Origin of the sequence: Burkholderia sp. BCC0322, assembly GCF_902833045.1 — a bacterium.
Taxonomy (GTDB): domain Bacteria; phylum Pseudomonadota; class Gammaproteobacteria; order Burkholderiales; family Burkholderiaceae; genus Burkholderia.
This window is the reverse complement of the sequence record NZ_CADFDU010000005.1, coordinates 70,123-90,085: the sequence shown is the minus strand read 5'-3', so window position 1 is coordinate 90,085 and position 19,963 is coordinate 70,123. Positions and strand designations below refer to the sequence as shown.

General features: G+C 67.8%; 17 protein-coding genes and 1 pseudogene. 8 read left to right on the top strand and 10 right to left on the bottom strand.

What is annotated here, in order from left to right; genetic code table 11:
- The first annotated feature begins 91 nt into the window (after positions 1–91).
- Both HWX39_RS16425 and HWX39_RS16420 read left to right on the top strand, forming a co-directional pair.
- Positions 92–1,945 carry an ABC transporter ATP-binding protein gene (locus tag HWX39_RS16425; RefSeq protein WP_175969066.1) on the top strand — a complete coding sequence of 618 codons (1,854 nt, stop codon included), beginning with the start codon at positions 92–94 and terminating at the stop codon, positions 1,943–1,945.
- A gap of 128 nt (positions 1,946–2,073) precedes the next feature.
- Positions 2,074–2,586, top strand: a complete 513-nt coding sequence (locus tag HWX39_RS16420; protein ID WP_175969065.1) for a DUF4262 domain-containing protein — start codon at positions 2,074–2,076, stop codon at positions 2,584–2,586.
- Between the two features lie 51 nt (positions 2,587–2,637).
- On the opposite strand, the gene HWX39_RS16415 is transcribed toward HWX39_RS16420, so the two are convergent.
- From HWX39_RS16415 to HWX39_RS16385, 7 genes and pseudogenes are all read right to left on the bottom strand, one after another.
- Positions 2,638–4,128: an aldehyde dehydrogenase gene (locus tag HWX39_RS16415; RefSeq protein WP_175969064.1), complete on the bottom strand. Its 1,491-nt coding sequence runs from the start codon at positions 4,126–4,128 to the stop codon at positions 2,638–2,640.
- 25 nt (positions 4,129–4,153) lie between these two features.
- On the bottom strand, positions 4,154–5,569 hold the full coding sequence (locus HWX39_RS16410; protein ID WP_175969063.1) for an amidase family protein: 1,416 nt from the start codon (positions 5,567–5,569) through the stop codon (positions 4,154–4,156).
- A gap of 47 nt (positions 5,570–5,616) precedes the next feature.
- Positions 5,617–5,997 carry a cupin domain-containing protein gene (locus tag HWX39_RS16405; RefSeq protein ID WP_175969062.1) on the bottom strand — a complete coding sequence of 127 codons (381 nt, stop codon included), beginning with the start codon at positions 5,995–5,997 and terminating at the stop codon, positions 5,617–5,619.
- Between the two features lie 70 nt (positions 5,998–6,067).
- A complete protein-coding gene (locus HWX39_RS16400; protein ID WP_175969061.1) occupies positions 6,068–7,360 on the bottom strand; it encodes an FAD-binding oxidoreductase in 1,293 nt (430 codons plus the stop codon).
- 26 nt (positions 7,361–7,386) lie between these two features.
- Complete coding sequence (locus HWX39_RS16395) at positions 7,387–8,949, bottom strand: DUF3138 family protein (RefSeq protein ID WP_175969060.1); 1,563 nt, start codon at positions 8,947–8,949, stop codon at positions 7,387–7,389.
- 21 nt (positions 8,950–8,970) lie between these two features.
- A pseudogene (locus HWX39_RS16390) lies at positions 8,971–9,732 on the bottom strand (ABC transporter permease subunit); the annotation flags it as partial.
- Positions 9,733–9,792: 60 nt separating this feature from the next.
- A complete protein-coding gene (locus HWX39_RS16385; protein WP_175969059.1) occupies positions 9,793–10,914 on the bottom strand; it encodes a polyamine ABC transporter substrate-binding protein in 1,122 nt (373 codons plus the stop codon).
- A 241-nt stretch (positions 10,915–11,155) separates the two neighbouring features.
- Between HWX39_RS16385 and HWX39_RS16380 the strand changes: the two genes are divergently transcribed.
- The 3 genes from HWX39_RS16380 (at position 11,156) to HWX39_RS16370 (ending at position 14,070) form a co-directional block, all read left to right on the top strand.
- Complete coding sequence (locus tag HWX39_RS16380; RefSeq protein ID WP_175969058.1) at positions 11,156–11,989, top strand: helix-turn-helix transcriptional regulator; 834 nt, start codon at positions 11,156–11,158, stop codon at positions 11,987–11,989.
- Between the two features lie 152 nt (positions 11,990–12,141).
- Positions 12,142–13,314, top strand: a complete 1,173-nt coding sequence (locus HWX39_RS16375) for a porin (RefSeq protein WP_175969057.1) — start codon at positions 12,142–12,144, stop codon at positions 13,312–13,314.
- A 111-nt stretch (positions 13,315–13,425) separates the two neighbouring features.
- Positions 13,426–14,070, top strand: a complete 645-nt coding sequence (locus tag HWX39_RS16370; RefSeq protein WP_175969056.1) for a glutathione S-transferase — start codon at positions 13,426–13,428, stop codon at positions 14,068–14,070.
- Positions 14,071–14,317: 247 nt separating this feature from the next.
- Here HWX39_RS16370 and HWX39_RS16365 read toward each other — a convergent pair whose 3' ends face one another.
- From HWX39_RS16365 to HWX39_RS16355, 3 genes are all read right to left on the bottom strand, one after another.
- The gene (locus tag HWX39_RS16365; RefSeq protein ID WP_175969055.1) at positions 14,318–14,800 is read right to left on the bottom strand and encodes a sodium:proline symporter; all 483 of its coding nucleotides are present in this window, start codon (positions 14,798–14,800) and stop codon (positions 14,318–14,320) included.
- Positions 14,801–14,912: 112 nt separating this feature from the next.
- A complete protein-coding gene (locus tag HWX39_RS16360; RefSeq protein ID WP_175969054.1) occupies positions 14,913–15,581 on the bottom strand; it encodes a nitroreductase in 669 nt (222 codons plus the stop codon).
- Between the two features lie 183 nt (positions 15,582–15,764).
- Complete coding sequence (locus tag HWX39_RS16355) at positions 15,765–16,751, bottom strand: LysR substrate-binding domain-containing protein (RefSeq protein WP_175969053.1); 987 nt, start codon at positions 16,749–16,751, stop codon at positions 15,765–15,767.
- Positions 16,752–16,808: 57 nt separating this feature from the next.
- On the opposite strand from HWX39_RS16355, the gene HWX39_RS16350 reads away from it, so the two are divergent.
- From HWX39_RS16350 to HWX39_RS16340, 3 genes are all read left to right on the top strand, one after another.
- Positions 16,809–17,708, top strand: a complete 900-nt coding sequence (locus tag HWX39_RS16350; protein WP_175969052.1) for an EamA family transporter — start codon at positions 16,809–16,811, stop codon at positions 17,706–17,708.
- A gap of 640 nt (positions 17,709–18,348) precedes the next feature.
- Positions 18,349–19,503 (top strand): branched-chain amino acid ABC transporter substrate-binding protein, encoded by a 1,155-nt coding sequence (locus HWX39_RS16345; RefSeq protein WP_175969051.1) that lies wholly within the window; start codon positions 18,349–18,351, stop codon positions 19,501–19,503.
- A gap of 87 nt (positions 19,504–19,590) precedes the next feature.
- The gene (locus tag HWX39_RS16340) at positions 19,591–19,893 is read left to right on the top strand and encodes an XRE family transcriptional regulator (RefSeq protein ID WP_175969050.1); all 303 of its coding nucleotides are present in this window, start codon (positions 19,591–19,593) and stop codon (positions 19,891–19,893) included.
- Positions 19,894–19,963 lie beyond the last annotated feature (70 nt).

The following is a 19,963-nucleotide window of genomic DNA, read 5'->3' as shown; positions in this document are numbered from 1 at the left end:
CCTCGGCCGGACGGACGTTCCGGCCGAGCCGCGCCACCGCCCCGACATCGAGCCGCGCCGGTCGGCGTGGACGCATCAAGGAGAGGTTTCAATGTTTTCGTGGTTTGAACGGCGCCTGCCGACTTTCCCGCTCGAAGATCCCGTCACGCCGCCGCGGGGTTTCTTCTCGTTCGTCTGGGCGTGCACGAAAGGCGCGCGCGGCTGGATCCTGCTGATCGCGCTGACGTCGGCCGCGCTGGCCGCGTACGAAGCGGCGCTGTTCGCGATGATGGGCCGCGTGGTCGACTGGCTCGCGGCCGCGACGCCGGCCGATTTCGGCGGACGGCACTTCGGCACGCTCGCCGGGTTCGCCGCGATCCTCGCCGGCAGTGCGCTGCTGATCGCGCTGCATACGATGGTCAAGCACCAGGTGCTCGCGATCAACTTCCCGATGCGGCTGCGCTGGCTGTTTCACCGGCTGATGCTCAACCAGAGCCTGTCGTTCTACGCGAACGAGTTCGCGGGCCGCGTGACGACCAAGATCATGCAGACCGCGCTCGCGGTGCGCGATGCGCTGTTCATGTCGGTCGACGTCGTGATCGGCGTCACCGCGTACCTGATCGGCATCCTCGCGCTCGCGGCGAGCTTCGACTGGCGGCTGATGATCCCGCTCGTGCTGTGGGCGCTCGGCTACGGCCTGGCGTGCGCGTATTTCGTGCCGCGCCTCGGCGCCGTCGGCAGCCGCCAGGCCGATGCGCGCGCGCTGATGACGGGCCGCATCACCGACGCGTATTCGAACATCACGACCGTGAAGCTGTTCTCGCACACGCGGCGCGAAGCCGACCACGCGCGCCGCGCGATGGAAGCGTTCAAGGCGACCGGCGACGCGCAGATGCGGCTCGTCAGCGCGTTCGAGGTCGTCAATCACCTGCTGTCGACGCTGCTGCTGGTGGGCTCGACCGGCCTCGCGCTGTCTCTATGGATGCACGGCGAGGCAAGCGCGGGCGTCGTCGCGGCGGTGATCGCGATGGCGCTGCGCCTGTCGAGCTATTCGCACTGGATCATGTGGGAGATGACCGAGCTGTTCGAGAACGTCGGCACGATCCAGGACGGCATCAACACGCTGACGAAAGTGCACAGCGTGGTCGACGCGCCCGATGCGAAGCCGCTCGCGGTGCGGCGCGGCGAAATCGTGTTCGACAACGTGCAGTTCGCGCACGAGGACAACGACCGCGCCGTATTCGACGGGTTGAACCTGACGATCCGGCCCGGCGAGCGGATCGGCCTGATCGGCCGCTCGGGCGCCGGCAAGTCGACGCTCGTGAACCTGCTGCTGCGCTTCTACGACGTGGGCGGCGGCACGATCCGGATCGACGGGCAGGATATCGCGCACGTGACGCAGGACAGCCTGCGCGGCGCGATCGGGATGGTCACGCAGGATACGTCGCTGCTGCACCGGACGATGCGCGAAAACCTGCTTTACGGGCGCCCCGACGCGACCGAGCGCGAGATGCGCGACGCGGCCGTGCGCGCGGAAGCGTCCGAGTTCATCGACCGGCTGCGCGACCGCCACGGCCGCAGCGGCTACGACGTCGAGGTCGGCGAGCGCGGCGTGAAGCTGTCGGGCGGCCAGCGGCAACGCGTCGCGATCGCGCGCGTGATGCTCAAGGACGCGCCGATCCTCGTGCTCGACGAGGCAACCAGCGCGCTCGATTCCGAGGTCGAAGTGGCGATCCAGCGCAGCCTCGACGACCTGATGAGCGGCAAGACGGTGATCGCGATCGCGCACCGGCTGTCGACGATCGCGGCGATGGACCGGCTGATCGTGCTCGACGAAGGGCGCATCGTCGAGGAAGGCACCCATCAGCAGTTGCTGCAGGCGGGCGGCATCTATGCGGCGCTGTGGGCGCACCAGAGCGGCGGGTTCCTCGGTGAAACGGCGGACGCGGAAGGCGCGGAGCAGTAGGCGAAACCGCTGTGGCAACATGGCGGCGCAGCGATCGGCGGCGAACCCGGCCGCGACCGCTTTCCCGCCGGCCGGCCGGACGCCATCGCCCGGCGTCCAGTCGCACGACGCAGATCCAAGGAGCCGTCATGACCACGCGACCGGATATCGCCACTGCGCTCGACGCGCCCGATTCGGTGCTCGAGGAAGCCGAGCAGCGATTCGTGAACCAGATTCGCCAGCACGGTTGGTTCCGCACGGAAGTGTTCGCCGAAGGGGACGATCCAGGGTTCTCGTTCACGACCGGACTGTGGGTCAACCACGGTTTTCCGGAAATCATCGTGTTCTCGCTGCCGGCGCGCATCGTCCACGACGTGCTGTGGGACGTCTACCGGATGGTCGCGGCCGGCACGCCGCCGCCGGTCGGCGAAGTCACCGCATCCGTCTACGGCAACGCGAACGCGCGCCTCATGCCGGTCGAGAAAACCCACTATGAAGCCCATCTCGGCTGGAATCGCTGGTTCTACGGCAACGACGACTTCCCGTGCGTCCAGCTGCTGTGGCCGGACCGCAACGGGATCTTTCCGTGGCAGCCGGAAGCAGACGACGCGTTGAATGCGGCGCAGCCGCGGCTGTACGTATCGGGCGACGGTCGACAATGATCCCCGCGCCGGATCGCGCGACACGCCGCCAGCGTGCCGCGCGGTCCCAGGCTACAAGCGCACGACCGTCGACTTCAGCTCGGTGTACTTGTCGAGCGCATGCAGCGACTTGTCTCGACCATTACCCGAGCGCTTGTAACCGCCGAACGGGAAGTTCATGTCGTCGCTGCCGTCGCCATAGCAGTTGACCCACACGGTGCCCGCGCGCAGCCGCCGCGCAACGGCATGCGCGGTCGAGAGATCGGCCGACCATACGGCCGCGGCCAACCCGTACTCGGTATCGTTGGCGATCCGCACGGCCTCGTCGACATCGTCGAACACGATCACCGACAGCACCGGCCCGAAAATCTCCTCGCGTGCGATCCTCGCACCGGGTTTCACCTCGAACACCGTCGGTTCGACATAGAACCCGCCCGTCTCCTCGCGCACGCGCGCGCCGCCCGTGACGAGCTTGCCCTCGTCGCGCCCGGCGCCGATATACCCCATCACGCGATCGAGCTGCATGCGATCGACGATCGCCCCCATCGTCACCGACGGATCGAGCGGATGCCCGGGCGCGTAACGTCGCGACGCGTCAACCAGCTTCGCGACGAATGCATCCTTGATGTCGCGATGCACGAGCAGGCGAGAGCCGGCCGTGCACACTTCGCCCATGTTGAAGAAGATCGCGTCGGCAGCCGCCTGCGCGGCGCGGTCGAGATCCTGGCAATCGCGCAGCACGATGTTCGGCGACTTGCCGCCGAGCTCGAGCCACACGCGCTTCAGGTTCGATCGCGCGGCGCACGCCATGATCTGCTGCCCCGTGTGCGCCGACCCCGTGAACGCAATGCAGTCGACATCGCGATGCAGCGCGAGCGCCCTGCCCGGCTCCGCGCCGCCCGGCACGACGCTGAACACGCCGGGCGGCAGGCCGGCTTCGCACGCGAGTTGCGCAACACGGATCGCCGTAAGCGGCGATTTCTCCGACGGCTTGAGCACGACGCTGTTGCCGGCCGCGAGCGCCGGCGCGAATTTCCACGCGGCCATCAGCAGCGGGAAATTCCACGGCACCACGGCCGCGACGACGCCGATCGGCTCGCGCGTGACCAGCCCGACCAGATGATGGTCGACCGGCGCGACTTCGCCGCCGACCTTGTCGATCGCCTCCGCATACCAGTCGACGCAATGCGCGGCGGCCGGCACGTCGATCGCCGTGGTATCGGCGATCGGCTTGCCGGTGTCGAGCGTCTCGAGCAGCGCGAGTTCGTCGAGATGCGCTCGCATCAGCGCGGCCCAGCGCTGCAGCACCGCCTTGCGGGCGCGCGGATTCATGCCGGCCCAGCTCCGCGCGTCGAACGCGCGGCGCGCGGCCGCCACCGCGAGGTCGACGTCGTCGGCGCCGCAATCGGCCACGTGCGCGAGCACGTGGCCATCGATCGGGCTCACGCACGCGAAGGTCTCACCGCTTTGCGCGTGGCACACGTCGCCGTCGATGAACGCGCGGCCTTCGACCCGCAGCTCCGCCGCGCGAGCTTGCCAGTCTTCGAATGTCGGTTGATTCATGCGTTTCCTCGTGAAAAGTCGTGCATCACGCCCCCGTGACCGGATCGATCGGCGTGAAGATACCCGCGCGTGCCTCGATCGCTTCGCCCGCGGCGAGACACAGCGCTTCCTGGAAGCGTCCGGCGACGAGCTGCACGCCGGTCGGCACGCCATCGCGGATGCCGGTCGGCACCGACAGCCCCGGCAACCCGAGCAGCGCGGTCGCGAGCAGCGGCCCCTGCCGGTCCACGATCGCGCGCATCGCGTCATCGCCGTGCTGATCGGCGTCGATCGCGAACGGCGGTGCGCACGACACCGGCATCAGCAGCAGCGGATAGCGCACGAGGAACTGCTGCCAGTCGCGCAGCAGCGCGGTGCGGCGCGCGAGGCCGCTCATGTAGCCCTCGAGGTCCAGCGGCGTCGCGAGACGGCGCTGGCTCGCGAACGCGGTACGGATCGCCGCATCGCCGTGCTGCATGATGACGTCGCCGAGGCCGCTGCGCGCCTCGTTGGTCACCAGGTCCAGCCACAGTTCGCACGCTTCGGCGATCCGCGGCGGCTCCGCTTCCTCGACGATGCAGCCTGCTTCCTCGAGCCAGCGCGCAGCCTGCCGAATCGCATCGACCACCACCGGATCGGACGGCACGCCCGGCAGCGCCGGGCACACGGCCACGCGCGCGGGAAACGCGGCGGCGCGCGCAATCGGCGCGACCGGCATCCACCATGCGTCGCGTGCGTCGCCTGCCGTCATCGCGTCGAGCGCGAGCCGCAGATCGCCGACCGTGCGCGCGAGCGGCCCCTGCACGGACGCGAGCTGCACCGCGAGCGTGCGGTCCTTCGACTGTGTCGGGTTGTACGCCGGCACGCGCCCGGTGCTGGGCCGCAGCCCGGCGACGCCGCACGCGTAGGCCGGATAGCGGATCGAGCCGCCCAGGTCGTTGCCGTGCGCGATCGCGCCGATGCCGGCGGCCACGGCCGCGGCCGCGCCGCCGCTGGAACCGCCCGGCGTCAGCGACGGATTCCACGGATTCGACGTGCGGCCGTGCAGGTCGTTGTCGGTGAACCAGCGGTAAGAAAACGCCGGCGCATTGCTACGTCCGATCACGATCGCGCCGGCCTTGCGCAGGTTCGCGGTCACCGGGCTGTCCTCGTGCGCGATCAGGTCCGTAAACGCGCGCACGCCGTTGGTCGTCGCGCAGCCGGCCGTGTCGACGTTGATCTTCACGGTCACCGGCACGCCGTGCAACGGGCCGAGCGGTGCGCCGCGCGCGATCGCGGCATCGGCATCGGACGCGGCCTGCAACGCGCTGTCGGCCATCACGTCGACGATCGCGTTGATCATCGGGTTCACTGCTTCGAGCCGCCGCAGGCAGCTGCGCGTGAGTTCGGTGGCCGACACGTCGCGACGCGCGACACACTCGGCCATCTCGGCCGCGCTGAGACGCCACAATTCCCGGGTCATGGGTTGCTCCTCGTTGATCTCGATGGTTGTCCTGAACCGGCCGCGCGTCACGCGCCCGGCTGTCCGGCCTGCGGCGCGTGCGACGCATAGATCTTGCGGCACGCTTCGACGACTTCCCACGTGCCGCGAAAGCCAGGCGGAATCACGAACCGGTCGCCCGCACGCAGCACGCGCTCACGGCCGTCCGCATCGCGCACGATCGCGACGCCGCTCAGCATCTCGCAATACTCCGACTCGTCGTACTCGATCGTCCAGCGGCCGGGCGTGCAGGCCCAGATCCCGCAACTGAACTGCCCGCACGGGCTGATGTAATGATGCGACAGCGTCTGCAGCGGATTGCCGTCGAGCAGCAGCCCGCTCGGCACGCGGCTCTGCGTGAGCTTCGCCGGCGCCCGCATCAGGTCGACGAGATTCGTGATGTTGGTCATGAGTGCCTCCAGGGCGTGAGTGATTCGAAACGTTGCGGTGCCGCGCGGACGGGCGAGCCGCCCGCGCGGGTCAGAGCAGGTCCATCATCCGGTGCCAGGTCATCGCAAGCGCCAGCATCGGCGTGCGCAGCGCGCGCCCGCCCGGAAAGTCGCGATGGCGAATCCGGCCGAACAGGTCGAAGCGCGCGGCCTGCGCATCGATTGCTTCCGCGATCAGCCGCCCCGCCAGGCCCGTCACGTTGACGCCGTGCCCGGAAAAGCCCTGCGCGAAATACACGGTCGGCTCGAGCCGGCCGAAATGCGGCGCGCGATTCATCGTCGCGTCGATCAGCCCGCCCCACGCGTAGTCGATCCGCACGTCGGCGAGCTGCGGGAACGTCTTCAGCATGTCGCGTCGCATCGCGGCCGCGAGGTCGCGCGGCGTGTTCGTCGAGCTGCTCGCCTTGCCGCCCCACAGCAGCCGGCGGTCGCGCGTCAGACGGAAATAGTCGAGCGCCGAACGGGTGTCGCAGATCGCCGCATCGGCCGGCATCGTCTCGGCCGCACGCGCATCGCCGAGCGGCTCCGTCGCGATCAGGTAGGTCGCGACCGGAATGATCTTGCGCGCGAGCGCCGGCGCAAGCTGCCCCAGGTACGCGTTGCAGGCCAGCACGACATGACGGGCATCGACGTGTCCGCGTGCGCACGTGACGCGGTGATGCGGCGCGGCGCGATCGAGCGCGAGCGCGGGCGTGTCCTCGTGGATCGTCACGCCGGCTTCGCGCGCAGCCCGCGCAAGGCCGAGCGTGTAGTTCAGCGGATGCAGGTGACCGCTGCCTTCGTCACGGAGGCCGCCGACGTATCGGTCCGACGCGACGAAGCGATGCATGTCGGCGCGCTCGACGAATGCGTAGCCGCGATAGCCGAAGCGGCGCGCCGCGGTCTCTCTCCACGCGCGCAGTGCATCGAGATGGCGCGGCTTGTTCGCGGCGGTCAGGTAACCGGAGGTCAGGTCGCAATCGATGCCGTACCGCTCGACCCGCTGCCGGACGATCTCGACCGACTCCAGCCCCATCGCCCATACGCGCCGCACGTCGTCTTCCGGCAGGTAGGCCGAGAACGTATCGATATCGCACGCGTACCCGGCGATCAGCTGGCCGCCGTTGCGGCCGCTCGCGCCCCAGCCGATCTTCGACGCTTCGACGAGCACGACCGAATGGCCGCGCTCGGCAAGCTCGAGCGCCGCGGACAGGCCCGTCAGCCCGCCGCCGATCACGCAGACGTCGGCCGTCGCGGCCCCGTCGAGCGACGGATGCCGCGCACGGTTGTTGGCCGTTGCTGCATAGTAGGACTGAACATGTTGCTGGTTTTGGAACTTGAGCATGTGCAAGACTCGCGAACGGCGCCGCGTCAGAACGCGTAGATGAGTTGGGTGGCGAGCAGGTCGTTCGACTTCGTGTACGACCCGTCGTGACGCAGGAAGACCTTGTTGCTCGCCCAGTCGTGCCGGTATTCGACCTTCACCGTCACTTGCTGGGTCGGGTAGAACAGCAGGTCGAACGCGGCGGCCTGCCGCGTCGCGCCCTTGCACTCGAAGCCGACGCCGCCATTCGCCTTCGACATGGCGAGGCAGTCCGCATCGATGCCGAAGCCGTTGTACGGATCCATCCCTTTGGCGTTCAGGCCGATCGACGAACCGCCGCCGCCGTTCTTCCGGTTCACGAGCAGGTCGTAGCGCAGCGTCGCGCCCATGCGGCCGACCACTGGCGCGTTGAACTTGCGGTGCGCGAGCAGCGACAGCCCGAACCACTGCGCAAGCCCGCCGTTGAACGCGCCGTGCTGCTGCTGGCCGTAATCGAACTCGGCGTTGTACTGCGCATCCGCGAGCGTATAGGTCGCATCGGCTTCGCCGAAGAAGAACGCGCCGTACGCGCCCGGCGCGTTGCCGCCCACGCCGTAGCGCACATTGCCGGTTGCCGGATCGACCGCGCTCGGCAGTGTCTGCCGGCCGATGCTGATCGAGCCGCCGACGTCGAGCGCGCTGCCGCGCAGGTAATCGACGCGCGCGGTGAAGGTCGGCACCTTGTTGCTCGTCGTGATCGGGTCGCCGAGCGCATTGACGCCGGTCTGCGTGACCGCGCCCGCGCTGCGGAACTGCTCGTTGCCGACGAAGAACTTCCACGCCCAGTGTCCGTCCGCGCTCTGGTAGTTGACGCCCGCACCGATCGACGAGCCCGGATCGGAGAAGTCGTACAGCAGGTTGTGCGTGAGCGTGAGCATCTGGCTCGACTGCTGGTATTCGTAGCCGCCGAAGCCCGTCACGAGCCCGCCGACGAATGCCGTCGTCCCCGACAGCGGCACCGTGACGACCGCCGTGTTGATGATGTCGAGCCCGCTCGCGCCGCTGCCCGTCATCATCGACAGGCCCGCGCCACGATTCGGCATCAGCGTGATTTCCGCGGACGGTGCGGTCGGACCGACGCCGAACGTCTTCTTGATGTCGAGGAACACATCGCCGAACGTGCTGTTGTAGTAGGTGTACGCGTTCTCGTGGTTCGCGAACTGGAACGACGACGTGCCGGCACCGCGGTTGTAGATGTAAGTCGGGTCGAGATAGCCGGTCACCGACAGCCCCGCGATCGGGCCCGTGCGCGCGGCATCCGTCAGCGAATCGACCTTCAGTTGCTGGTTCGCGACCTGCTGCCGGATTTCCGACACGTCGTCATTGGTCAGCACGGCGGGCGCCTGCCCATAGCCGGGCGCCGACGGATCAGCCGCCGCGCCGGTCGCCGCGGCCGACGCCACCGGCGCGGCCGAAGGCTTCGTGCCGAGCTGCGATTGCAGCGCGCTCATCTGCCGTTGCAGCGCCGCGACCTGCTGCTGCAGCGCCCGGATCTGGTCGGCGCTCGAATTCGCCGCGGCCAGCCCCGGCAGCGCTCCGGCGATCAGCGCACAGAGCATCTTCTTTTTCATGGCATGTCTCCTGGTCGTTCGTCACTTCGTGGGATGCGGGATGCGGTCGTGCAGCGGCGGCGCGGCCGGCCGGCGCGCAGGCGGCATGGCGGACGGCGCCGCTGGGGTGCCGGATACCCCGGGCGCGGGTGCCGCGTGCCACATCCGCGTGTCGCGCGCCTGCCGACGCTCGCGGGCCAGCATGGCGCGGTTCACGACGACGACGCCGATCGTCACCGCCGTGATGAACACCGTGGCGAGCGCATTCATCTCCGGGTTGAGCCCCATCCGCACGCGGGAAAACACGACGAGCGGCAGCGTCGTCGAGCCGGGACCCGACAGGAACGCCGACAGGATCACGTCGTCGATCGACACGGTGAACGCGAGCAGCCAGCCGGACACCAGCGCCTGCGCGATCAGCGGCAGCGTGATCACGAAGAACACCTTCCACGGCCGCGCGCCGAGGTCGAGCGCGGCTTCCTCGATCGAGCGGTCGAGCGCTTTCACGCGCGACTGCACGATCACCGCGACGAACGACAGGCACAGCATCACGTGGCCGATCCAGATCGTCAGCCAGCCGCGCCCGGCCGGCCAGCCGAAGGCCTGCTGCATCGCGACGAACAGCAGCAGCAGCGAGATGCCCTGGATCACTTCCGGAATCACCAGCGGCGCGTTGATCATCGCCGCATACAGCGTGAAGCCGCGGAAGCGCCCCATGCGGGCGAGCACGAAGCCGGCCCAGGTGCCGATCGCGACCGACGCGGTCGCCGTCAGCAGCGCGATCTTCAGCGACAACCATGCGGCCGCGGCGGGTGCCGGCCGCAACCGAGGCGGCAGGGAGCGTAGGGATCATCGTCGGTTCCCTCAACCGCCCGACTTCAGCTGCAACCACAGACGGTTCTGCATCCGCGCGATGTCGGCGCTGCGCGGCATCGCGAGCGACGCTTTCGCGATCGTCGCATCGGACAGGTAGATGCTCGGGTCCTGCACGATCGCCGGCGTCACGAACGGGCGCGCGGCCTTGTTGGCGCTCGGGTAGAAGATCTCGTTCGTGATCGCCGCGTTGGTCTTCGGGTCCTCGATGTAGTTGATCCACTTCAGCGCGGCTTCCGGATGCGGCGCATCCTTCGGGATCGCCATCACGTCGAACCACAGCAGGCCGCCTTCCTTCGGATTCACGTAGCGGACCTCGTACGCGCGCTTCGCGTCCAGCGTGCGCCGCCGCGCGATGCCGACGTCGCCCGACCAGCCCAGCACGACGCAGACATCGTTGTTCGCCAGGTCGTCCGCATAGCCGGCCGAGCTGAACTGCGTGACGTACGGGCGGATCTTCTTCAGCACCTCGTAGGCCGCCTGATAGTCGGCCGGGTTCTTGCTCTCGGGATCCTTGCCCAGGTATTGCAGCGCCGCCGCGAACGCGGCGTCCGGCGCATCGAGCAGCGAGATGCCGCAGCCTTTCAGCTTCGCCGCGTTCGCCGGGTCGAACAGCAGCGCCCAGCTGTCGGTCGGCGCGGTGTCGCCGAGCCGCTTCCTGACCGCCTCGACGTTGTAGCCGATCCCCGTCGTGCCCCACGCCCACGGTACGCCGTACTGGTTGCCTGGGTCGGCCTTCGCAACCATCTTCATCAGCACCGGGTCGAGGTTCGCGAGATTCGGCAGCTTCGACTTGTCGAGCTTCTGGTACACGCCGGCCTGGATCTGCTGCGCGAGGTAGTTCGACGTCGGCACGACGATGTCGTAGCCCGAGCTCCCCGCGAGCAGCTTCGTCTGCAGCGTATCGTCGCTGTCGTAGCTGTCGTAGCGCACCTTGATGCCCGACTGCTTCTCGAAGGTGGGCACGGTGTCCTTCGCGATGTACTCCGACCAGTTGTACACGTTCAGGTTGGCCTCGCCGGCATGGGCGGACAGGCTGGCCGCGAGGGCCAGCCCGGCTGAAGCGACGCACGCGGCACGCAAGGCCGGGTGGCGACGGATACGGATACGCATGGGGAGTCTCCTTGTGATGGGGATCGGCCGTTGCGCCCGGTCCGGGTCCGGACTCGCGTCAACGCCGTCAAGCGGTGTTCGGCACAAGGGGCAATGTAGAGATCGCGGCCCGCACCGTCAGTCCCGAAAACCGGGACAAACGGCAACGTCGTTCGGGGCCGTTTGGGTAGATTCCCGCGTAGGCAGTCGAAAATATTCGTGATACCTGTAGCGCCACCTGACATCCTCGAAACTCCACGCCATGAGCGCTGCGCTTCCCGCCCCCGATCTCCCGCTGAGCCACGTCGCGTTCGTGACCGAAACGCTCGGCGACATCGCGCAAGTCGTCGGGACGCCGCAGTTCATGCGCGCCGTCTACGACACCCTCGTGCGCTACGTCGACTTCGACGCCGTGCATCTCGACTACGAGCGCAGTGCATCGTCGAGCCGCCGCAGCATCGGCTGGATCGGCAGCTTCGGCCGCGAGCCCGAGCTGGTTGCGCAGGTCATGCGCCACTACTACCGCAGCTACGCGAGCGACGATGCAACCTACGCGGCGATCGAAACCGAAAACGATGTGCAGTTGCTGCAGGTGTCCGCGCAGCGCGTGACGAGCGAGCTGCGTCATCTGTTCTTCGATGCCGGCGACATTCACGACGAATGCGTGATCGCAGGCGTGACGGGCGGCACGCGTTACTCGATCTCGATCGCGCGCTCGCGGCGGTTGCCGCCGTTTTCGCTGAAGGAGCTGAGCCTGTTGAAGCAACTTTCCCAGGTCGTGCTGCCGCTGGCGTCCGCGCACAAGCGCCTGCTCGGCGCGATCCCGGCGGACGACGCGCCACGCGACGAGTTCGACCTCGACCTCGTTGCGCAATGGCTGCCGGAATGGCAGGAACGCTTGACCGCGCGCGAAATGCACGTATGCGCGTCGTTCATCCAGGGCATGACGTCGGCCGCCATCGCGCAAGCGATGGGGCTCAAGACGTCCACGGTCGACACATACGCGAAGCGCGCGTTCGCGAAGCTCGGCGTCGACTCGCGCCGGCAGCTGATGACGCTCGTGCTGAGAAACGCGTCGCGGCGGCACGACGCATAGCGCCCCTGTGCACCGGCCGTCAACCGGTTGCGCGCGCATCCATCCCCGCACTGCCTCATAACGATCCGACTATTTATTGGTTCCCTCGACGATGCGCTGTCCGTATCGTTCACCGACTCGTCAGACCAATCGACCAACGGGGGAATCCAACAATGAAACAGATCCGTTCATTCGCACTGCTCGCACTGCCGGCCGCGCTCCATGCCGCCGGCGCGCACGCGCAAAGCAGCGTCACGCTGTACGGTATCGCCGATGCGGGCATCGCCTACGTGCACAACGCGCAGAACGCGAACGGCAGCAACGCGTCGAGTCTCGTCAAGTTCAGCAGCGGCAACCTGTCGGGTAGCCGCTGGGGGCTGCGCGGCACCGAGGATCTCGGCGGCGGCCTGGCCGCGCTGTTCCAGCTCGAGAACGGCTTCAACATCGGCACGGGCGCGCTCGGCCAGGGCAGTCGCGAATTCGGCCGCAAGGCCGTCGTCGGCCTCGCGAGCAGCACGTACGGCACCGTGACGCTCGGCCGCCAGTACGATCCGGTCGTCGATCTCGTGCAGGGCCTCACGCAAGACAACTACTTCGGCGGCGTGTTCGCGACGCCGGGCGACCTCGACAACTACGACAACAGCCTGCGCGTCAGCAACTCGGTGAAGTACACGAGCCCGCTGATCTCCGGCTTCCAGTTCGAAGGCCTGTACGGTTTCGGCGGCGTCGCGGGCGCCACCGGCAGCGGCCGCACGTACAGCTTCGGCGCAAGCTACGCGAACGGCCCGCTGTCGCTCGGCGCCGGCTTCTTCTACGCGAACGGCGGTTCCAGCGTCGCGAACGGCGTGCGTACGTGGTCGAGCAGCTCGGACACGCTGTTCAACACCGTGATCAACCAGGGCTTCTCGAGCGCGAAGTCGATCCAGATCGTGCGCGTGGCCGGCCAGTACGTCGCCGGGCCTGCCACCTTCGGCCTTGCGTATTCGAATACGCAGTACGGCGCCGACACGCTGTCGGCATTCAGCCAGAACGCGAAGTTCAACAACGGCTCGGCGTTCTTCAACTGGCAGTTCTCGCCGGCGCTGCGCGCGGGCGTCGGCTACAACTACACGTCGCTGACGGGGCCGAGTTCCGCGCACTACAACCAGGTCAACCTCGGCGCGGACTACGCGCTGTCGAAACGCACCGACCTGTATGCGCTGTTCGGCTACCAGAAGGCGAGCGGCAACACGCTCAACGCGAACGGCGCGGTCGTGAAGGCCGCCGCATCGGTCGGCTCGTACGGCGTGAACTCCGGCACCGATACGCAGGAGCTCGCGATCGTCGGGATTCGCCACAAGTTCTGATCGCGTCGCCGCGCGGCGACAACGACGACGGCCGGCAGGCGCGCACCGCGGTGCGCGCCTGCGGCGTTTACACTGTCGCGATCCCGTTCCGCACGATACATGGAGGCCGGCATGCTGACCGTATGGGGGCGCCGCAATGCATTCAACGTCCAGAAGGTGATGTGGCTCGTCGACGAGCTCGCGCTCGCGCATCGGCACGTGCCGGCCGGCGGGCAGTTCGGCGTGCTCGACACACCCGCCTTTCTCGCGATGAACCCGCACGGGCGCGTGCCCTTGATCGACGACGGTGGCACGGTCGTCTGGGAATCGCACAGCATCCTGCGCTACCTCGCCGCGCGTTACGGACGCCCCGGCTTCTGGCGCGACGACCCGGCCGAACAGTCACGCGCCGACCGCTGGATGGACTGGTCGCAATCCACGCTGCAGCCGACGTTCCTGAACGGCGTATTCCGGGGCTACTTCCGGACGCCGCCCGAGCAGCGCGACACCGCGCGCGTCGAGCAAAGCATCGCGGCGTGCGCGCAGCACTTCCAGGCGCTCGATGCAGCGCTGGCCGGGCAACCGTTTCTCGCGGGCGACGCGCTTACGCTCGCCGACATTGCGGCCGGCACGCACCTGTATCGCTACTTCGAACTCGACATCGCACGACCGGACCTCCCGCACGTACAGGCATGGTACGAACGGCTGAAAGCGCGGCCCGCCTATCGCACGCACGTGATGATTCCGTTCGACGACTTGCGCGGGCGGCTCGATTAGCAGATGCACTGGCCGCGGATCTGTGCGAGAACACCGCCTAATGTCGGCGCGTTCCACCGAATCCGCTCACCCCGCCGAACGGATGCATGCCGCCGAATCCGTGGCCGGCGGTGCCGGCAGGGAGCGCACCATGGTGAAAGCCGCCGCCGATCGGCACGCCGAAGCGGCGATGGTCCATCCCGTTGAAGTGGACGACGCGATCGAAGTGGTGGAAATGGTGCTAACGATCGACACGGGCAACCGGCGACTATCGTTGCCGCGGTTGGCATCGGGCCTGGCGCGTGGCGAGGCGGTAAACGACCGCTCCAGTGATCCCGAATACCAGATGGGCCACGAGCGTGATCGCGCCACGAACCGGGATGAACCACGGGAAGATCGCGGTCAAGGCATACAGGTTGACGCCGTACAGGATGAGGCCGAACGCGCCGCCCGCGAGTAGCGCGGCCGCAAGCGACAGGTTGCGAATCACCTTCGCCAGCACGGCCGCGTAGGCCAGCGACAACACCAGGTGCACGAGGGTCGCGGCCGCCATGACCCGCGGATCGAAGCCGGCCGATGCGCCGAGCACGCCGCGCCCCATCACGATCGCCGCCGTGAGGCGTGTGTCGCGCAACAGGTTCGCGATGGCGTCGTCGCCGACGATCGGCCAGAGCAGCAGCTCGACGACCGTCGAACCGAACGCCGCACCGAACGCTGCCCAGAGCACCGGGACGAAACCGGCTCGTTTCAATTGGCGCTCCCGTCGCAACCGGCCGATGCCTCGAAGCGGCCTGCGCGCCGCCCGCTACGGCGCCGGTCGCGCGGCGTGTGCCCGCGACACCGAACCGGGCCACCACGCAAAATTACGACGCCCCTTCGCAATCCGTCCAGTACGCGAAAGGATCGCGATGATTCGGATAGTTCTCGTCCAGCCATTTCACCAACGTCGCCCGCGCGTTGTCCATGTCGGCTTTCAGCGACGAGGTGGTCAATTCGTGCACTTCGATGGCTTTTTCGCGATCGATCACGAAGCAGTTCCAGTCGGGGCCGTCGAGATCCGGATCGTCGGACGCCTTCGACGACTTGCCCCAGCCAAGCCCCTTGCGTGCGTCGATGTAATAGCGCGGATGCACTTTCAGATACGACATCTCGCCGCCCTGCAGGCTGCTCTCCGCGCGCAGCACGTCGTGCCCGTCGACGATCTGCGTGACTTCCGGAAGCCGGCGCGCTCGCCATCCGGCGGGCAGCGTCGCGATGGCCTTGACGCTGTCGTACATCCCCCACTCCAGCCCCCAGGCTTCGGCCATGCGCTTCATGAATGCGTTCGCATTCGGATAGCCGCGCAACTGGATCCGGGTCGACAGCGTGACTTCGATCCCACCGCGGCCGCCCGTGCCGGCGGATGCGTCGTCTGCGCTCGCTTCGAACGGATTGCCCGGACGCGACGCGCGCGTCGAATCCGCGGGCGCCATGCCCGAAAACAGCTGGTCGAGCGCGGCACGCGCTTTCGACGACTTGTCTGGCTTGTTCATTGTTGACCTCGCTTGCATCCGCACGGATGCATGTATTTTCGAATCTCGTTCATCGCTCCACCTCATCGTTATTCGCGGTCGCATTGTCGTCTATCCGGCGGCCCGAGCCTAGTGCCCCGTATCGCACAACGCTTTCTTCGCGCCCACCGGCGTACCGTGGCCGGTCTCACGGCGGCACGCCGGCTAGCCGCCTGCCCCCACCGCCGCTCGCATCCGCTCCATCAACGCCAGCACCTCAGGCCGATTTTCCCCCTTCGCGTGCACGAAGTAATACCTGAGCACCGAATCGACCTCGTGCCGGCTCACGCGCACGAGTTCGCTGCGCTTGAGATAGGCGTCGGCGAGCGGTACCCGCGCCAGCGCCACGCCGAGTCCGGCCTCGGCCGCGGCCAGCACGAGGTTGTAATCCTCGAAGCGGCGATCCTGCGCGCGCGGCTTGAACGGCACGCCCAATGCATCGAACCACGTGCGCCAGCCGGTCACATCGGAATCGTGCAGCAACGGCAGGTCGAGCAACGCGGCATCGCCGCGCCGGCGGCGCGCCTTGGCCAGTTGTGCGGCGAGCCGCGGATGCGCGACCGGATAGAGCCGCTCCGGCATGAACGCGCGGGTCTCGAGCTGACGCCAGTTGCCGCGCCCGTACCGGACCGACAGGTCCGCCTCGCCGCCGGCGATATCCACGTTGCGAAGATCAATGCCGAGTTCGATCCGCAATGCGGGCGCCTCGCTCTCGAGCGCATGCTGGCGCTCGAACAGCCAGAGCTGCGCGAAGGCCGGCACCACGCTCATCCTGACCAGTCGCGGCGTACGCGGCGAGCGCCACTGATCGGCCGCACTGTCGATGATCGCGAATGCCTGTTCGATCCGGCCGACGAAGCGCTGACCGTCCGGCGTCAGGCGCACGCCGCGCGCATGACGTTCGAACAACTTCAGCCCGAGCCAGTTTTCGACAGCGGCCACCCGCCGGCTGATCGCGCCGTGCGTCACGCCGGAGACATCGGCGGCAGCCAGGAACGAGCCCTCGCGCGCGACCGTGCACACCGTCTCCAGGCTCGCGAGCGGCGGCCGCGAACCCGGCGCCGGCGCCGCGGCGGGCGACACTGCCGGCGCGCGCTTCGCGCGGGTTGAAGCGCTGGCCGTCCGCCGGCTCGAGCTGTGAATCATGGTCATATCTGCGTGCTGATCTGTGCGCTAGCTTAGCATCTTGCCACATCGCATCATTGCCGCATGAACACACTCTCCACACCATCGTCGCGCCCTGCGCGACAGCCGCTGATCGCGGCCGGCGCGGTTGCCTTCACGATCGTTTCGTGGGCGTCCGCCTTCCCGTTCATCCGGATCGGCCTGCATGGCCTGACTCCGCTGCAGCTCGCGGCGGCGCGCTTCACCACCGCGGCCGTGCTGATCGTCGCGTGGCTGATTGCGCGGCGGCCACGCGTGCCGACACGGGGCGACGCACTGCGCTTCCTGCTGTGCGGCTTTCTCGGCATCGCGCTCTACAACGCGCTGCTCAATACCGGCGAGCAAACGGTCTCGGCCGGCGCGGCGAGCTTCATCGTGAACACGCTGCCGATCTTCACGGCACTGCTGGCCGCCGTGTTTCTCGGCGAGCGCTTCAATCGCTGGGGCTGGCTCGGCTCGCTGGTCAGCCTCGCCGGCATCGCGGTGATCGCGCGCGGGCAACCGGGCGGCCTCGTCCTCGGCGCGGGCAGCACGCTGATTCTCGGCGCGGCCCTGTGCTCGGCCAGCTATTTCGTGCTGCAGCGGCGGCTGATTCCGGTATACGGCGCGCTGGCCTGCACCGCGTACACGCTGCTGGCCGGCGCGCTGCTGCTCACGCCGTGGCTGCCGGGCGCACTCGCGGCGCTGGGCAGCGGGTCGCGCGACACGACGCTGGCCGTGCTGACGCTCGGCATCTTCCCCGCCGCGCTGGGTTACGCGACGTGGACGTTCGCACTCGGCTACTTCGGCGCGGCGCGCGCCGCCAACTTCCTCTATCTGACGCCTGCGGTCGCGACGGTCCTGTCGATGGCACTGACGGGCGAGCGGCCCGGCATCGAGACGGTGTGCGGCGGCCTGCTGGCGATTGCCGGCGTGATCTTCGTGGCGTTGCGCGGACGTTCGTAGGCTCGACGCCGCACCGGGCCGGCCCGATCGCCCCGGCGATCCGCAAGCGGGCCGGCCAGGATGACCCCCTACATCTGCGAAGCCGAATGCGTCGCATGGGCTGTCGATCGGCGCCAGTTCGCCGATGCTGCCGAATTTGACCGTTAGTTGCATCAAAGCGCACGTCGATGCCGATGAAGCATGGCCCCGCAACCGGATGCGCAATCGACATCGCCCAAACTGTGCAGACAAATCGACCGAACAGTTCCGGATTGACCGCACATCAGTGTCCATGGCTTCGTCCCGGCCACCGGCCGAATAATGGATACGGCCCGTAAGGCCGTCGACAGCGAATCGCAGCCTTCGGCCTGCCGCGGCGCACGATTTCCGGCATCCGGCGCCTTCGAATGCCGGGCGCCGGACGTGCTGCACCCGCGCCGCTACGCGATTCGCTGCAGCGCGCAAAATCGGCTTCATATATATTCATACGAATTGCACCGTATCCGGCCCCGATTTGCCCGCTCACCCGGGCGGCCCGTCGAGCGGCCGGACGCGATGCAAGTGAAGCCCATGATGGCTATGGAGACTCGTCCGATCGCCCCGACCTCGCCGTCGGCTGGTCGAGACGTCAATAGAAAGACATTCAAATCGGAGAAGGCAGATGGAACGAAGCACTGTCGGCATGCGCTGCAAACCCCTGATCACCGTCGCACTGGCTGCCGCCGCGTTCGCGGCCGCGTCGACCGCGATGGCCGACCAGGTCGTCAAGATCGGCAGCGTCGAACCGACGACGGGCGGCATCTCGCACCTCGGCAAGGACAACGAGAACGGCGCGCGCCTCGCGGTCGAGGAAATCAATGCGAAGGGTCTCACGATCGGCGGCAAGAAGATCACGCTGCAACTCGATGCGCAGGATGACGCGGCCGACCCGCGCCAGGCCACGCAGGTCGCGCAGAAGCTGGTCGACGACAAGGTCGTCGCCGTCATCGGCCACCTGAACTCGGGCACGTCGATCCCGGCGTCGAAGATCTACAGCGACGCGGGCATCGTGCAGATCTCGCCGTCGGCCACGAACCCGACCTACACGCAGCAAGGCTTCAAGACGACCTACCGCGTCGTCGCGACCGACGCGCAGCAAGGCCCGGCGCTCGCGAGCTACGCGCAGTCGAAGGGCGTGAAGAGCGTGGCGGTGATCGACGATTCGACCGCGTACGGCCAGGGCCTCGCGAACGAGTTCGAGAAGAAGGCGAAAGCGCTCGGCCTGAAGGTCCTGTCGCACGACGCGACCAACGACAAGGCGGTCGACTTCCGCGCGATTCTGACGAAGGTCAAGGGCGAGAACCCGGACGCGATCATGTACGGCGGCATGGACGCCACCGGCGGCCCGCTCGCGAAGCAGGCGAAGCAGCTCGGCCTGCGCGCGAAGATCCTGTCCGGCGACGGCGTGTGCACCGACTCGCTGGCCGAACTGGCCGGCCCGGCGGCCGACAACGTGCTGTGCTCGCAGGCCGGCGCTGCGCTCGAGAAGATGCCGGGCGGCGCGAACTTCCTCGCGAAGTACCAGAAGCGCTTCAACCAGGGCATCAAGTTCGATGCGCCGTTCGCGTATGACGCGGTCTACATCGCGGTCGACGCGATGAAGCGCGCGAACTCGACCGATCCCGCGAAGATCCTCGCGGCGATGCCGGCGACGAAGTACGAAGGCGTGATCGGCACGACGACGTTCGATTCGAAGGGCGATCTGACGCACGGGATCATCTCGATCTACGGCTACAAGAGCGGCAAGAAGACCTTCCTCGACCAGGTGAAGATGTAACCCGCCGCCGCGCCGGCACGACGGGAACGCCACCCGTCGGCGCCGGCGCCGCGCGGGCCGATTTCTGATTCACGGAGACAAAGCATCATGTGTGCAATGGCGTATGCGGAATTCCAACAGGAGTTGAAGAAGGCACAGCTGACGGCGCGCGAGTTCGCCCGCCTGATCCGGATGAACGAAAGCTCGATCACGAACTATTCGAGCAAGGGCACGGTCCCGTCCCACCTCGCGGTCATCGCGACACTGATCGGCACGATGGCCGCGCACGAGATCGATTTCCGGCGCGTGATCCGGCAGATGCGGATCGATCCGAAACGGCCGCGCGGCGGCGGCACGTTTCCCGCGGCAGACAAGCCGCATTCCAGCAAGACGGCCAAAGCCGACGCCTGAGCACAGGCGTGCGTCGACAGCGGCACAGTGCCTACCGCTCGACGCTGAAACGAAAGCCATCTCGCGGGCC